Genomic DNA, 13935 nt, shown 5'->3' with positions numbered 1-13935 from the left:
AGGGTCCGGGCTTGCAAACCTCACGGCGGCGGCGAGAGCGCTCATTCGTCCTCTTCGGGCTGCTCTTCGCGAGGTGCGAGCCCCTCCAGACCCTTCAGCAACTCTTCCTCGGTCATACGCTCAACGGTGACCTCGGTGTCGTCGGCATCGACGCTCGCCCCGGCCGAGCCGATCAAGGGCACGGTGTCGGGCTCGGGCTCGTCGACCTCGACAAACTTCTGCAAGGAATGAACCAGCTCTTCGCGCATATCTTCGGGGGAGATGGTCTGCTCGGCAATCTCGCGAAGCGAAACCACCGGGTTTTTGTCGTTATCGCGATCAATCGTAAGTTGCGAACCCGACGAAATCATCCGCGCACGATGCGCGGCCAAAAGAACCAGGTCGAACCGATTGTCGACCTTATCAATGCAATCTTCCACGGTGACGCGCGCCATCGACTGTCGCTCCGTTAAGGGGGGCCGAAACTGTTAGATGTGTTTGCTAGGTATAGTGGGTTTGCGGGTTTCGCAACAGGGAATTTAGTATTTGGCGCGAAGGCCGGTCTCTGGTACCCAGTAGTGGAGCCAGAAGGCCGGCGTCCAGAGAAGCGGGATTAAGTCCCACTCGGACAAGAATTCGCTTCATTGCGTGCTTATCCCCAACGCAGCCTTGCCTCATCTCATTGCGCTATTGTTTGCTTCAGTTTGATCCGCAAGACGCGATTTGCATCATTTGAACGCGTCGCTGGCCTGACAATAGCACCAACAACAATCACGAGAACGCTTGATGTCACCCGCCTCCAACAAGATCGCGCTCTTTATCGATGGCGCCAATCTCTACGCAACCGCCAAGACGCTCGGCTTCGACATCGACTACAAGCGCCTCCTGAAGGAATTCCAGTCCCGGGGCACGCTCGTCCGCGCATTCTATTACACCGCGATCATCGAGGATCAGGAATACTCCTCGATCCGGCCGCTGATCGACTGGCTCGACTACAACGGCTACACGGTCGTCACGAAGGCCACCAAGGAATTCGTCGACGCCAGCGGCCGCCGCAAGATCAAGGGCAACATGGACATCGAACTCGCAGTCGATGCAATGGAGCTTGCCGAACACGTCGACCAGATCGTGCTGTTCTCGGGCGACGGCGATTTTCGCTCTCTGGTCGAAGCTGTGCAGCGCCGCGGCGTTCGCGTGACCGTTGTTTCGACGATCTCAAGCCAGCCGCCGATGATCGCCGATGAACTGCGCCGCCAGGCAGACGTCTTCACCGATCTCGTCGAGCTGCAACCGAAACTCGGCCGCGATCCGTCGGAGCGTTCGGCGGCGCGCGAGCCGCGCCACCATGCACCGCAGTTCCTGCAACGAGCTACCACTGTGGCGCCTCGGCACGATGACGACGACTTCGAGGACTGATACGCAGTCCCGCGCCGAGCCCGCTCCGTCCGGCGCAAACACCGCCAGCGCAGAACCCGGCCGCGATTGCTCGCTTTGTCCGCGGCTGGTCGCCTATCGCCTGTCGGTGCGGGCGCGCGAACCGGACTGGTTCAACGCCCCCGTCCCCTCTTTCGGCAATCCCGATGCGGCCCTGCTGATCGTCGGCCTGGCGCCGGGCGTGCAAGGGGCCAACCGCACCGGTCGGCCGTTTACCGGCGATTACGCCGGCGACCTGCTTTACGCCACGCTGCTCAAGTACGGCTTTGCCGCAGGACATTACCAGGCTCGCTTTGATGACGGCCTCACGCTGGTCGATTGCCGCATCAGCAATGCGGTGCGCTGCGTGCCCCCGCAAAACAAGCCGCTGCCGGCCGAGATCAACACCTGCCGCGCGTTTCTGAGCGCCACGCTGTCGGCGATGCCCCGGCTGCGGGCGATTGTCGCGCTCGGCCGCATCGCTCACGATTCCGTGGTGAAGGCGCTCGGCCTCCGCGCCATGGCCGCGCCCTTCGGGCACGGTGCAGTGCATCGCGCGGGTGCGGTCAGGCTCTACGACAGCTATCACTGCTCCCGCTACAACACCAACACCCGCGTCCTGACAACCGAAATGTTCGAGAACGTATTCGCGCAGGTGCGCGCCGACATGACCAGGTTCAGAATTTCTACCTCGTTCCCGTGAAGCGGATACCCATCATCTCGCCGTATCGCCAGACCCGTTCGCATTCCTTCGGCGGAGAATTCGGGACCAGCGCGATACCGAAGCGCTTTGGCAGGGTCAGGCCGGAGGCGATCACCAGACGCGCGCCATCGCTGGAGATGTCCATGACCTGGCACTCCGATCTGCCATCGACGGAGTCGAGCACAAGCCAGGCCCGTTGATGCCGGCGGCGCATGCGCCGAATGGCGCGCTTCTGTTTGATCCGCATGGCCGGAGCAAACCACCTCAAACCTGAAATTGCCTTGAACCGATCGTTCAAAGTTTAACGACCGGAGCCGAACCGCGCCGTGGCAGGCGACGTCGCCCAGCGGCTATCGACGAAGCAAATCCAGGCGCGTCGACGGTGCTAACCGGATCGCTTCGCTCAGCGCAAAATAGGCAAGAGCCAATTTCGTCGCGAGTCCGCAAACGACGGGGCGCTCTCATCCCCTCGCCCGCAGCAACCGGCCTTTCTCGCGGCCCCAGTCGCGCTTCTTCTCGCTCTCGCGCTTGTCGTGCAGCTTCTTGCCCTTGGCAATCGCCAGCAGCAGCTTGGCCCGTCCGCGTTCGTTGAAATAGAGCTTGAGCGGAATCAGCGTCATGCCCTCACGATCGACCGCGCCCAGCAGCTTATTGATCTGCTTCCTGTGCAGCAGCAGCTTGCGCGGCCGTTTCGGCTCGTGGTTGAAGCGGTTGGCTTGCAGATATTCGGGGATGTTGGCGTTGATCAGCCAGATCTCGCCGTTTTTCGAATCGGCGTAGGATTCGGCAATCGTGGTCTTGCCGTTGCGGACCGACTTGACCTCGGTGCCGGTCAGCGCAATGCCGGCCTCGACAGTATCCTCGATCGCGTAGTTGAACCGCGCCTTGCGGTTTTCAGCGACGACCTTGATCGCGCGCTCGTTCTTCTCGGCCATATCTGAAACCTCCGGGCGGCGCCTTTCGAGGATGGCGACGACGCCCGATCCGGCGGCGTTGCGCCTATTTCTTCGCTTTCAGGAGATCGCGGATCTCGGTCAGCAGTTCTTCCTCGCGGGTCGGCTTCGGCGGCGCTGCGGGCGCTGCCTCATCCTTGCGCTTGAGCTTGCCCATAAGGCGAACCACCATGAACAGCACGAAGGCCACGATCAGGAAGTTCAGCGTCAGGGTCAGGAAATTGCCCCACGCCAGCACTGCGCCCTGCTTCTTGGCGTCGGCGAGGTTGGCCGCGGTGACCTTCGATGACAACGCCGTGAAATAGTTCGAGAAGTCGAGTCCGCCGGTAACGGCGCCGATGATCGGCATGATGATGTCGGCCACCATCGAGGAGACGATGGCCCCGAACGCAGCGCCGATGATGACGGCGACGGCGAGATCGACGACATTGCCCTTCATCGCAAATTCACGAAAATCCTTGAGCATCGTAATTCCTCCCTCGGTTTCACTGTTGCGCGCGGCGACGGCAATCCAGTCCCGATGCGGAACCGAAGCTCAATTGATCAAACCCGCATGCACCATGGCGTCGCGGATGACTTTTCCGGTCGGCGGCGTCACCGGCATCAGCGGCAGGCGCACGACCTCATCAAGCCGGCCGAGCAGCTTGAGACCGTGCTTGGCTCCGGCGAGGCCCGGCTCCTTGAAAATGGCGTCGTGCAGCGGCACCAGCCGGTCCTGAATCTCGAGCCCGGTGGCATAGTCGCCCTTCAGCACAGCGGACATCAGGCTCGCGCACAATTTTGGCGCCACGTTGGCGACCACCGAGACGCAGCCGTGTCCGCCCGCCGCCATGTAAGCGAGCGCCGTCATGTCCTCGCCCGACAACTGGATGAAGTCCGGTCCCATCGCATGGCGCTGCAGAGAGACCCGGGCCACATTGGCGGTGGCGTCCTTGACGCCGGCGATGTTCTTCAACTCGAACAGCCGCGCCATCGTCTCCACGGAGAGATCGACGACCGAGCGCGACGGAATGTTATAGATGATGATCGGGATACCGATCGCGTCGTTCACCGTCTTGAAGTGTTGGAACATGCCTTCCTGGGTCGGCTTGTTGTAGTACGGCGTCACCACCAGCACGGCGTCGGCGCCCGCTTTCTCGGCATGAACAGCCAGATCGACCGCCTCGCGGGTCGAATTCGAGCCCGCACCCGCAATCACCGGGACCCGGCCCCGCGCCTCGTCGATGCACCATTCCACCACCTTGCGGTGTTCGTCGTGGCTCAACGTCGGGCTCTCGCCGGTTGTGCCGACCGGCACGAGTCCGTGGACACCCTCGTCAATCTGCCAGCTCACCAGACTGCGGAAGGCGGCCTCATCGACGGAGCCGTTCTTGAACGGCGTCACCAGGGCGGTGTATGATCCCCGGAACTTCGCCTTGCTTGCCATGATCCGCTCCAACACGTTGCGCGGCGTCGCCGTCTGCCGAATTCGATGCCGTATCAGTCATATCGGGTCTGACGCTGCTACGAAAGGTCTGCGCCCGGAGCAGCCGCGATTTTGCCGTGGTCGAAGCGCACACGATCCCGACACCCGGATTTTAGTGCTTTGTCCACATATTTAATGAAATAGTAAGGGGATTTTGGGGGTCTGCCTCATTCGCCGAGAGGGATTGCCGTGACATTGCTTGCCCACGCATCAAGGTTGCGAACGACGGCTTTGGGAGCGAGCCTGGTGCTGGCGGCCGGGCTCTGGGCCGGGGCCGCAGATGCCGAGAAAGCCGCTAAGGCTCCAACACCGAAGTCGCGTCCGATTTCACGTCACGTCGTTCCGAAGACGGTCACCGGCCATGCGCATGGCAAGATCCCGGTCCCGGCGCACCGCAAGACCTCAGCCCCGGACAAAAACAAGGCCAAGGCCACCGCAGCTCCGGCAATTCAACCGGCCACACGCCAGCACGCCGTGCTCCCGCCGCCGTCGAAGCGCAAGCCCGTTCCGAGAGCCGCGATGGCCGCGACGTCATCGACGTCGCACGCCGATCTCGATGCGCTTGAGAACGTCATCGACCTGACCCGCAAGCAGAGGCAGTCCGACGCCACTCAGGTCGAGGCCAGAATGACAGACCCGGTGGCGCGCAAGCTCGCCGAGTGGATCATCCTGCGCAGCAACGACAATGGCGCGCCGACCGAGCGCTACCGCGCCTTCATCGCCGCCAATCCGAGCTGGCCCTCGCAGACGTTCCTGCGCAAACGCGCGGAGGCTGCACTATGGGACGACCATCGCGACGATGCCGCCGTGCTGGCCTGGTTCGAAAACGAACGGCCGCTGTCGGCCAAGGGACGGTTCGCATTGGCAGGCGCGCTGCTCGCGCGCGGCGACCGCACCAACGCCGTACGACTAGTCCGCGAGGCCTGGCGGACTGATTCCATGTCAGAAGCGGTCGAGAAGAAGGCGCTGGAGATGTTCGGAGCGCTGCTGGCGCCGGGCGATCAGAAAGCTCGGATGGATTATATGCTCTATGGCAGCGATCATGACGCAGCGCTGCGCGCGGCGAAGCGGCTCGGAAGCGCCGAGGTCGCCCTCGCCAGGGCGCGGATTGCCGCCGACCGCAAATCCTCCAGCCTGCGCTCGCTGCTCGACAAGGTGCCGCGCGAGCTGCACGGCGACCCCGGCTATATCTTCGCCCGCATTCAGCTTTTGCGCCGCGAGGAGAAGTTTACGGAAGCCGCGCGGCTGATGCTCAGCGCGCCGCGGGATCCCAATCGGCTTTACAATGTCGATGAATGGTGGATCGAGCGACGGCTGCTTGCACGCAAGATGATCGACGTCGGCGAATATCGCACCGCGTATCTCATCGCGCGCGATGCGGCGCTCCCCGCACGGGATATCTACAAGACCGAGCAGGAATTCACCGCCGGCTGGATCGCCCTGCGTTTCCTGAAGGACCCCAACACCGCCGCCCGGCACTTCGCCCGCATCGGCGTCGGCAGCGTCAACCCGACCGCGCTGGCGCGGGCCGGCTACTGGCAAGGCCGCGCCGCCGAGGCGGCAGGCCGCGTTCAGGAGGCCCGTCACGCCTATGCCGCTGCCGCCGAGCAGTCCACCAGCTATTACGGCCAGCTCGCGCGCGCGAAGCTGGGACTGCCGCAGATCGAACTGCGCGGCGTTCCCGGCAGCCGGTCGCGCGGCGTCGAACGGCTGGAGATCGTGCGCGCCGTTCAGCTTCTTTATGCAATCGGCAAAGGCGAATACGCGATCCCGATCTTTGCCGACATGGGCAAAAACGGCGACCCCGATGCGGTGCTGGGACTGGGCGAACTCGCCGCACGTCACGGCGACGCACGGGGTATGCTGCTAGCCGGCAAGGCCGCGCTCAATCGCGGACTGCCGTTCGATTTCTATGCCTATCCGGTCAGCGGGATTCCCCCTTTCCGGTCGATCGGGCCTGATGTCGAGCGCAGCGTCGTCTATGCGATCGCCCGGCAGGAAAGTGCGTTCAATCCGTCGGTGGTGTCGCCGGCCCACGCCTACGGGTTGATGCAGGTGACGCCGGGCGCCGGAAAATATGTCTGCAAGAAATATGGCGCCAGCTTCGACCTTCATCGCCTGAAAAACGAACCCGCCTATAACGCCGCGCTCGGCGCAGCGGAACTCGGAGGTCTGCTCGAGGACTATCGCGGCTCCTACATCCTGACCTTCGCGGCCTATAACGCCGGACGCGGCAGCGTCAGAAAATGGATCGCCCGTTACGGCGATCCGCGCGATCCCGGGGTCGATGCGGTGGACTGGGTCGAACTGATCCCGTTCTCGGAGACGCGCAATTACGTGCAGCGCATCATGGAGAACCTGCAGGTCTATCGCGCCCGCTTCGGCGGCGGCTCGAGGTTGCAGATCGAGGCGGACCTGCACCGCGGCTCCATCGAATAGCGCAGGATGTGCCCGGGCTAGAGCCTTTTCGCTTCTGATGGTATCAGGAAGCGAAAAGGCTCTATGATTTTGATTTGAAGCGTTTTCTTGACGCGAACCGGTATCCATCCTCGGGTCAAGCCGAGGACATGCTTCGCTCGAAAACGCTCTTCTCTTCGTGCCCGCGCTGACGCGCGCGAGGCGCGTCTTCTATCGCCGAAGCTTCCTTCGGTGGGCATCAGGGTATGCAGCGAAATCGGCCTCCCGGAACCCGTAGAAGGGATTCACGTCGCAATACGCGCGGCGGCCAGAGGCGGTCGCGCGGCATTGCTCGTAAGTGTCGAAACTGCAATCCCCGACACCGCTCACGTAATAGTCGCCCTTGATGCAGTACGGATAATCCCGCGCTTGCGCGCCTGACGAAGCCAGGCCAAGGAACGTGACTGCGACACCGGTGCATGCAGCCACCAGCAAAAATTTGAGGGCCGTCACCATTATGTTTGACCTTCCGGATCGTCTTACCCAATGGGACGTTCGCTCTGCCCTCTGGGTTCACAATTATATGGATAATATTAGATTAATTTCATAGACGGCTTTTAGAAAATTTTATCTTCGTTTCGGCCCGACGAGTTCGCCGTGACTTGCAGGGGGTTTCGCGACCGACCTCTGCCGCCTCGCGGCAAAACAAACCTCCCGCCAGGGTTCAAATATCGTCAGCGATCTGTCTTACCAGGTGCGTTGCGCGCGGAGCATTACGGTCCAGGTGTCCTGGTCCTTCAGGGTATAATTACCCGCCGGCTTGGCAAAGTTGTTGGCGGGAAGAGTCGCCACGCCGGCGTACTTCTGATCCAGCATGGTATAGAGCGCTTCCGTCGTGAAGGTCAGGTTCTTGACCGGAGTCCAGCGGAGGTTCGCGCCAACCTGTCCGATGTTGTAGTCCGGGTTGCAGGTGGTGACGCCGACGCCAAGAATAGCAGGTACCGTACCGCCCACACCGCACATCAGGCTCTTGGCCGCGCCGGTATACCTGACCGATGCGTAGGCACCGAAAACCGAACTGGCCCAGTGCTGGTTCCAGTTGTGGTTGAAAGCAGCACGCATGCCCCAGGTCGAGACAAGCTGAAGCTCGCCGCCAGGGCCGAAGACCGCATCCGGCGCAAAGCCATATCCAATGCCGGTTACGCCGGTATAGATCGTGTTGACACCCGCTGCGCCGGCCAGGTCCTGGATATTGTAACGGGTTGCGCCGTTGGTGTAGACGCCCTGGACGTCGATCGTGTCACCCGGTCCGGTCGGGATATTCTTGACCGACAGAGCGAGTTGGCCGGCCCAACCCCACTTGTCTGCGGGACCGCCAGTATCTTGAGTGGCACCGTAGTAGGCCGGGTTGTTATTATGCGCCGCAACCGATGCCTGGAACATGCCCCAGGCCTGATCGACGCGGAGCTGAGCCACGACATCCGGAACGGTGGTCCCACCGTAATCATTCGAGCCGTAACCAAGGTTGGCAGTGCCGAAGGTGGCGGTCGGCGCTACCCCGAGGTTTAAAATACCGGCCTGATAGTACTGGATCGGATCCTGAACGCCGACCGAGGCCGACACGCCGTTGCCGAACTCCGCGGTATAGGTGAACTGATTCACGCCCGTGAGCGCGCCGCCGCCGCCGACCAGACCGTCGAAGATGTTGTTGCCCAGATAGTTTCCCCACGGAGTGCTGAACTGAGAGACAGCTTTACCCATCGTGAAGCCGGCGAACTGGATGAAGGCGTAGTACACGCCAAGCTGGCCGCCGGAGACGGCGCCGTTCGGATTTCCGTCATACGCAGTCGAACCGGCACCGTTGCCGACGTAACCGCCCGAGGTCCACGAAAAGACCGACTCCATGTAAGTGCGGACCACGCCGTATTCGGTCGCGGTACGGGTATCGACGTTCAGGTCCGCACGCGACCGCCAGGTGGAATCATTGCCTAAACGGTTCTGCGCACCGGCGACACCCGCAGTGTTACCGGCGAACATCAGGTTGGCGTTGACGCCCATGTCGGCACGGATAAAGCCGCCCAGCTTGATGCAGGTGTCGGTGCCGGGGATGTAATAGAAACCCGCGCCGTACAGGGAGCAGGTCTTCACATATTCGACCGCCTTGGCCTTCAACGGAAGATCGGCAGCCTGTGCCCCGCTCATGACGACGAGCAGCCCTGCCGCCGAGCCGAGGAAAAAGCTCTTCATCGATTTCATCTTAGGCTTCCAAGTTGCTCTGTAGCGCGCAGGCTGCGGATTCGCTGCACGCAAGCACCCGAAGAAAATCCCAGAAGATGGTTAACAGAGTATGTCTTGCGGCCCGACAAGACACCCTGCGGCAGTTCATCAAAACAAAGCCCCCGGCAGTTTCCCGCCGGGGGCTTTCTCAGGATGTCGTCAGACGACCTGTATTACCAGGTGCGCTGCGCGCGCAACATGACGGTCCAGGTGTTCTGGTCCTTCAGGGTATAGTCACCCGCCGGCTTGGCAAGGCCGGCGTTGGCGGCATTCACCGTGCCGGCGTACTTCTGATCCAACATGGAGTAAACCGCTTCCGTCGTGAACGTCAGGTTCCTGACCGGCGTCCAGCGGAGGTTCGCACCAACCTGCCCGATGTTGTAATCGGGGTTGCACGTGCCACCCAGAGAGATCAAACGGGAAACCGTGCCGCCTAAGCCGCACATCGCAGTTTTAGCCGCGCCGGTGTACCGAACCGATGCGTAGGCACCGAAAACCGAACTGCTCCAATACGCGTTCCAATTGTGGTTGAAAGCGCCCCGCACGCCCCAGGTCGAGACCAACTGGAGCTGGCCGCCAGTGTCAAACACCGCATCCGGTGCAAAACCAAATCCAACGCCGGTTACGCCGGTATAGATCGTGTTGGCACCCGCCGTACCGGCCAGTTCCTGGAAATTGTAACGGGTCGCGCCATTGGTGTAGACGCCCGAGACGTTGATCGTGTCACCAGGTCCGGTCGGGATGTTCTTGATCTGGAGCCCGAGCTGACCGGCCCAACCCCACTTGTCTCCGGGACCGTTGTTGAGCTGACCTAATGGCCCAGCGTAGTAGGCAGCATTGTTATCATGAGCCGCAACCGAGGCCTGGAACAGACCCCAGGCCTGATCGACGCGGATCTGGCCGACGACGTCAGGAGCTTTCGTACCAGCATAGTCGCTGGCGCCGTAGCCGAACGGACCAGCAACCGCGAGGTTGTTAATGCCGGCCTGGTAATACGCACTCGGATCCTGCACGCCGACCGAGGCCGACACGCCGTTGCCGAACTCCGCGGTATAGGCGAACTGGTTCACGCCCTGCGAGGTCGTACCGCCGCCGCCGACGAGACCGTCGTAGATGTTGCCCGGATAGGCTCCCCAAGGCGTACTGAACAGCGAGACGGCTTTACCCATCGTGAAGCCGGCGAACTGGATGAAGGCGAAGTTCAGGCCAAGCTGGCCACCGGAGACGCCGCCGTTCACAGATCCGTCATACGTTGTCGCGCCAGTACCCGAATAGCCACCCGAGGTCCACGTGTAGTTCGCATCGAAATAGGTACGCACTACGCCGTATTCGGTCGCCGTGCGGGTATCGATGTTCAGGTTCGCGCGCGCCCGCCAGGTGAAATCGTTGCTGAGCCGGTTCCGCGCACCGCCGAGACCACCAGTGTTGCCGGTTTGGACTCCGTTGGTATTGACGCCCATGTCGGCACGCAGGTAACCGCCGAGCTTAAGGCAAGTGTCGGTGCCGGGGATGTAATAGAAGCCCGCGCCGTACAGGGAGCAGACCTTCACGTATTCGACCGCCTTGGCCTTCAACGGAAGATCGGCAGCCTGTGCCCCCGTCATTGCGACCAAACCCGCCGCCGAGCCGAGGAAAAGGCTCTTCATCAAGTTCATTTTAACCTCCAAGTTGCTCTGTAGGGCAGGTCCGGATCCGCTGTGCGCAAGCACTCGAAGAAACGTTCCCTCAGTCCCTGACTAACCGCCTAGCCGTTCGCGCCTGTCGGACACTCCCGCTCAACGCGCGAGACTCAAGCGAACTACCCAAAAACAGCGAACCACCTAAAACGGGACGACCTCGGGATGCCCCCCTCCGTCGTGCGATCACAATTACCGAACCGTTCTGCACACGCAATGAAGGAACGTCTCAGAATAGAACGGGTCTAGCCGTTTTCGGCCGTGTGTTGCACAAACACCACGCCCGACCCATTACAAACCACCATACAAGTCATTGTATTGTCGTATATTTTTAAAACGCTTCTTCGAAGCCCTGCAAATGGCCGTCCCGCCGTCTTGCAAGCATGGTGTCTGTGTGGACGCCCAATTGTGGCGAATCACCGAGAGCATCGCACGGCTGATTCGACAGGCGTTCGATGCCTGCTTTTGACGTCGTACGAGCTTTCGACCGATGCGGGCATCGTCGAAAGTCATCGACGTATGACCGGCCCGCGACAGGTGGCGCCGATGATTTTGGCGCGCGATCCCTGTATCTCGCGATCAGGCGCTTGCGGCTGACGAGCGTGTCGGGCATATCGGGCGTCAACGGAGCTGTGGCCGAGTGGCTGAAGGCGGCGGTTTGCTAAACCGTTATAGGGTTGTAAAGCCCTATCGAGGGTTCGAATCCCTCCGGCTCCGCCATTTCGCCGCGTCACGTCGCGCCTGCAATTCACCGCCTAGCTTCGGTACATCCATCGTTTGACGGCATGGTTTGTATTGCACCATTAACGGGGGCGTCTCATGCAAAAGCCGAAGAATCGCTCCAAACGACAGACCAGGACCGCCCCGTCGTCTCCTGAAGGATCGGCGCTCGACCTTCGATCCATCGAAACTCTCGTGGCCACGTTCGGCGACGCGCAGCAAGACGACGATGCCGTCGATACGGCCCAGAACATCATGTACGATGCGTGGGAAGCCAGCGACCGGCGACGACGGATCGCGCTGGCGAAGAAGGCGCTGAAGACATCGCCGCTGTGCGCCGACGCCTATGTGCTGCTGGCTCAGGAAGCGGCGCAAAACCCCGACGAAGCGATCGATCTTTACCGCCAGGGCGTGGAGGCTGGTGAGAAGGTGCTGGGGAAGGCAGCCTTTCGCGAGGACGTCGGCCAGTTCTGGGGGCTTCTGGAAACGCGGCCTTATATGCGGGCGCGCCACGGTCTCGCCCGGGCATTATGGGACAAGAGCCATCGGGACGAAGCCGTGACGCACTTTCAGGCGATGCTCGATCTCAATCCGAACGACAACCAGGGAATCCGTTATGTGCTGATCGATCGCCTGCTGACGCTCGGGCGCGATCACGAAGCGGCCGAGCTTATCGAGCGCTATAGCGAGGACGGGTCGGCCGCTTGGAGTTGGTCTCGTGCATTGCTGGAATTTCGACGAAACGGCGATGCCGCGAAATCTCGTGCGGCGCTGTCGCAGGCAATGAGCGACAATGAACATGTCGCGCCGTTGCTTCTCGGAGACAGGAAGATGCCGCGCCGCCTTCCCGCCTACATCAGTTGGGGCGGAAAAGACGAGGCCGTCGCCTACGTCCACGGCGCCGCCGCCGGTTGGGCCGCAGCGGACGGCGCGCTTGCCTGGCTCAGGGCACACAAGGAAAGATGACGCACCGCCGCGCTTCTGTTGCCAGACGCTTAGACCGGTGCGGTCCGTCTCCGCATCAATGCACTGTCATCCAGGCCCGCGCATCGCGTTGCGCCGTGACAATATCGGCCTCGGACATCAGTTCCGCAATCTCGCGACGCATCGCGATCGCATCACCGTGGCCCTTGAGCGCCGCGAGATTGAACCATTTATGCGCGGCCACCAGATCGACCAGGCCAGCCCGACCGCTCGCCCAGTACAGGCCGCGCTCGAACAGAATATCCTGAATGGCGTCGGCGCCCACCGGCACCACCGTATCGAAGTCGATTTGCCCCTGAAACATCTGCGCGTTCCTTTTTACTGCCGCCCTGCTTCGAGTGCGGCCCATCCACCTGTTGTCGCCCCGCCCCGGTCCCGACCGCCGTTTGCCGGCGTGCCGTCCAGACGCGCAGACCATGGAGGTAAAATTTGAAGAGCAGTTTAAGCATCGCGATGAATCGAACGTGAACGGCCCATGCGCCGGGTATTGGCATGGATTCAAAAAGTCCTTATTCGACGGGGGCTTTCACGGTTTTGCGCAATTCGATTTACCGTCACGCTTGGCAAACCGGTAACCATCGCCACAGCCGGCATGGACCGCGCGTTCGCGGAATCGCACAGCGGGCAATGCCGTGAAAACCGCGAATCGCACGCAGCGTTTCAGCAACCTCAGGTTTCTGAGACAACTCAAATGCAATGATGGGGGAACGGCAACACCGGGGCTAAAGCCACGCCGGCGGCAGGACGAGGGCGTCGGTGAACACGTCAGGATCAACTCTCACCGCAGCCGAGGCCGTAGGTGGATCGCGGACACTGATAATCCGCATCGAACGAAGACCGCCGATGAAACTCACCGCGCTCTTCCGCCGAACCGGTGGTCGCGGGAACTCCCGAAACCGACGATCCGACCGTTTGACCTGATGTCTCGCCGACACCCTCTCTCGTCGAGCGAAGCCTGGATTGAAAATCTGCTCTTGGGAAACAAACTCTCTTCGGCTCCCGCGACGTCGCCGGCATCGAACTGCCGGCGATTCCAAGGCGAGCTTACTTCTTCTTCTTGGCAACCTTGCGAGTCTTCTTCGCAGTCTTCTTCACTGCGCTCTTCGCCTTCTTCACCTTCTTTGTCTTCGCCTTTGCCTTCTTCGCCTTCTTGGCCATGTTGCCCTCCAGGGGTTAGTGAGATGGCTTAGTCGCTGCGTGCACTCGGGAATCGAAATGCACGTCCTTTGGAATACACCAACACATTGAAAAAAACAGTGTCCCGCTTAAGGAAGTGTTGACGCACCGATGCCAGTGCGACGGCAGCGCGTTTCGCGATAACGCGCAGATGCGTTGATGAGCGATGCGAGTAACACGCGGAAATTCTGC

At 61.4% G+C, this 13935-nt stretch carries 13 protein-coding genes and 1 tRNA gene; 5 read left to right on the top strand and 9 right to left on the bottom strand.

The window, feature by feature from the left end; all coding sequences use genetic code 11:
* Window positions 1-41 precede the first annotated feature (41 nt).
* A complete protein-coding gene (rpoZ, locus tag V4R08_RS03585) occupies window positions 42-434 on the bottom strand; it encodes a DNA-directed RNA polymerase subunit omega (protein WP_335578078.1) in 393 nt (130 codons plus the stop codon).
* A 331-nt stretch (window positions 435-765) separates the two neighbouring features.
* Between rpoZ and V4R08_RS03580 the strand changes: the two genes are divergently transcribed.
* Both V4R08_RS03580 and V4R08_RS03575 read left to right on the top strand, forming a co-directional pair.
* A complete protein-coding gene (locus tag V4R08_RS03580) occupies window positions 766-1395 on the top strand; it encodes a LabA-like NYN domain-containing protein (protein ID WP_335578077.1) in 630 nt (209 codons plus the stop codon).
* Window positions 1373-2095, top strand: coding sequence for a uracil-DNA glycosylase (locus V4R08_RS03575; protein ID WP_335578076.1), 723 nt, complete (start codon window positions 1373-1375; stop codon window positions 2093-2095). Before V4R08_RS03580 ends, V4R08_RS03575 begins: the two co-directional genes overlap by 23 nt.
* Here V4R08_RS03575 and V4R08_RS03570 read toward each other — a convergent pair.
* From V4R08_RS03570 to dapA, 4 genes are all read right to left on the bottom strand, one after another.
* Window positions 2079-2240 (bottom strand): hypothetical protein, encoded by a 162-nt coding sequence (locus tag V4R08_RS03570; RefSeq protein ID WP_335578075.1) that lies wholly within the window; start codon window positions 2238-2240, stop codon window positions 2079-2081. The genes V4R08_RS03575 and V4R08_RS03570 overlap by 17 nt on opposite strands.
* A 316-nt stretch (window positions 2241-2556) precedes the next feature.
* Window positions 2557-3030: an SsrA-binding protein SmpB gene (gene smpB, locus V4R08_RS03565; protein WP_335578074.1), complete on the bottom strand. Its 474-nt coding sequence runs from the start codon at window positions 3028-3030 to the stop codon at window positions 2557-2559.
* Between the two features lie 64 nt (window positions 3031-3094).
* Entirely contained in the window at window positions 3095-3514 is a 420-nt protein-coding gene (mscL, locus tag V4R08_RS03560) for a large conductance mechanosensitive channel protein MscL (protein WP_335578073.1), read from the bottom strand.
* A gap of 69 nt (window positions 3515-3583) precedes the next feature.
* A complete protein-coding gene (gene dapA, locus V4R08_RS03555) occupies window positions 3584-4474 on the bottom strand; it encodes a 4-hydroxy-tetrahydrodipicolinate synthase (protein WP_335578072.1) in 891 nt (296 codons plus the stop codon).
* A 228-nt stretch (window positions 4475-4702) separates the two neighbouring features.
* Here dapA and V4R08_RS03550 point away from each other — a divergent pair, with 228 nt between their 5' ends.
* Window positions 4703-6952: a lytic transglycosylase domain-containing protein gene (locus tag V4R08_RS03550; protein ID WP_335578071.1), complete on the top strand. Its 2250-nt coding sequence runs from the start codon at window positions 4703-4705 to the stop codon at window positions 6950-6952.
* A gap of 189 nt (window positions 6953-7141) precedes the next feature.
* Here the strand turns inward: V4R08_RS03550 and V4R08_RS03545 are convergent, their stop codons facing one another.
* The 3 genes from V4R08_RS03545 to V4R08_RS03535 all read right to left on the bottom strand — a co-directional run bounded on the left by V4R08_RS03545 (window position 7142) and on the right by V4R08_RS03535 (window position 10842).
* Window positions 7142-7426: a DUF3551 domain-containing protein gene (locus tag V4R08_RS03545; protein WP_335578070.1), complete on the bottom strand. Its 285-nt coding sequence runs from the start codon at window positions 7424-7426 to the stop codon at window positions 7142-7144.
* Between the two features lie 231 nt (window positions 7427-7657).
* A complete protein-coding gene (locus V4R08_RS03540; RefSeq protein WP_335578069.1) occupies window positions 7658-9166 on the bottom strand; it encodes a porin in 1509 nt (502 codons plus the stop codon).
* 194 nt (window positions 9167-9360) lie between these two features.
* On the bottom strand, window positions 9361-10842 hold the full coding sequence (locus V4R08_RS03535; protein WP_335578068.1) for a porin: 1482 nt from the start codon (window positions 10840-10842) through the stop codon (window positions 9361-9363).
* Between the two features lie 647 nt (window positions 10843-11489).
* Between V4R08_RS03535 and V4R08_RS03530 the strand changes: the two genes are divergently transcribed.
* Together V4R08_RS03530 and V4R08_RS03525 are read left to right on the top strand one after the other, a co-directional pair.
* Window positions 11490-11583, top strand: a tRNA-Ser gene (locus V4R08_RS03530).
* A 99-nt stretch (window positions 11584-11682) separates the two neighbouring features.
* Window positions 11683-12549: a hypothetical protein gene (locus V4R08_RS03525; protein WP_335578067.1), complete on the top strand. Its 867-nt coding sequence runs from the start codon at window positions 11683-11685 to the stop codon at window positions 12547-12549.
* Between the two features lie 55 nt (window positions 12550-12604).
* Here the strand turns inward: V4R08_RS03525 and V4R08_RS03520 are convergent, their stop codons facing one another.
* The gene (locus V4R08_RS03520; protein WP_335578066.1) at window positions 12605-12871 is read right to left on the bottom strand and encodes a hypothetical protein; all 267 of its coding nucleotides are present in this window, start codon (window positions 12869-12871) and stop codon (window positions 12605-12607) included.
* Between the last annotated feature and the right edge of the window lie 1064 nt (window positions 12872-13935).

This window comes from Nitrobacter sp. NHB1, from assembly GCF_036964665.1.
In the GTDB taxonomy this organism is placed as follows: Bacteria; Pseudomonadota; Alphaproteobacteria; order Rhizobiales; family Xanthobacteraceae; genus Nitrobacter.
The sequence above is the reverse complement of the archived record's forward strand: the minus strand, read 5'-3'. Positions and strand labels throughout refer to the sequence as shown.

What these genes read in the sequence shown, in the direction of transcription:
- rpoZ (WP_335578078.1), bottom strand. Translation starts at nt 434, where the DNA reads ATGGCGCGCGTCACCGTGGAAGATTGCATTGATAAGGTCGACAATCGG.
- V4R08_RS03580 (WP_335578077.1), top strand. Translation starts at nt 766, where the DNA reads ATGTCACCCGCCTCCAACAAGATCGCGCTCTTTATCGATGGCGCCAAT.
- V4R08_RS03575 (WP_335578076.1), top strand. Translation starts at nt 1,373, where the DNA reads ATGACGACGACTTCGAGGACTGATACGCAGTCCCGCGCCGAGCCCGCT.
- V4R08_RS03570 (WP_335578075.1), bottom strand. Translation starts at nt 2,240, where the DNA reads ATGGACATCTCCAGCGATGGCGCGCGTCTGGTGATCGCCTCCGGCCTG.
- smpB (WP_335578074.1), bottom strand. Translation starts at nt 3,030, where the DNA reads ATGGCCGAGAAGAACGAGCGCGCGATCAAGGTCGTCGCTGAAAACCGC.
- mscL (WP_335578073.1), bottom strand. Translation starts at nt 3,514, where the DNA reads ATGCTCAAGGATTTTCGTGAATTTGCGATGAAGGGCAATGTCGTCGAT.
- dapA (WP_335578072.1), bottom strand. Translation starts at nt 4,474, where the DNA reads ATGGCAAGCAAGGCGAAGTTCCGGGGATCATACACCGCCCTGGTGACG.
- V4R08_RS03545 (WP_335578070.1), bottom strand. Translation starts at nt 7,426, where the DNA reads ATGGTGACGGCCCTCAAATTTTTGCTGGTGGCTGCATGCACCGGTGTC.
- V4R08_RS03540 (WP_335578069.1), bottom strand. Translation starts at nt 9,166, where the DNA reads ATGAAATCGATGAAGAGCTTTTTCCTCGGCTCGGCGGCAGGGCTGCTC.
- V4R08_RS03535 (WP_335578068.1), bottom strand. Translation starts at nt 10,842, where the DNA reads ATGAACTTGATGAAGAGCCTTTTCCTCGGCTCGGCGGCGGGTTTGGTC.
- V4R08_RS03525 (WP_335578067.1), top strand. Translation starts at nt 11,683, where the DNA reads ATGCAAAAGCCGAAGAATCGCTCCAAACGACAGACCAGGACCGCCCCG.
- V4R08_RS03520 (WP_335578066.1), bottom strand. Translation starts at nt 12,871, where the DNA reads ATGTTTCAGGGGCAAATCGACTTCGATACGGTGGTGCCGGTGGGCGCC.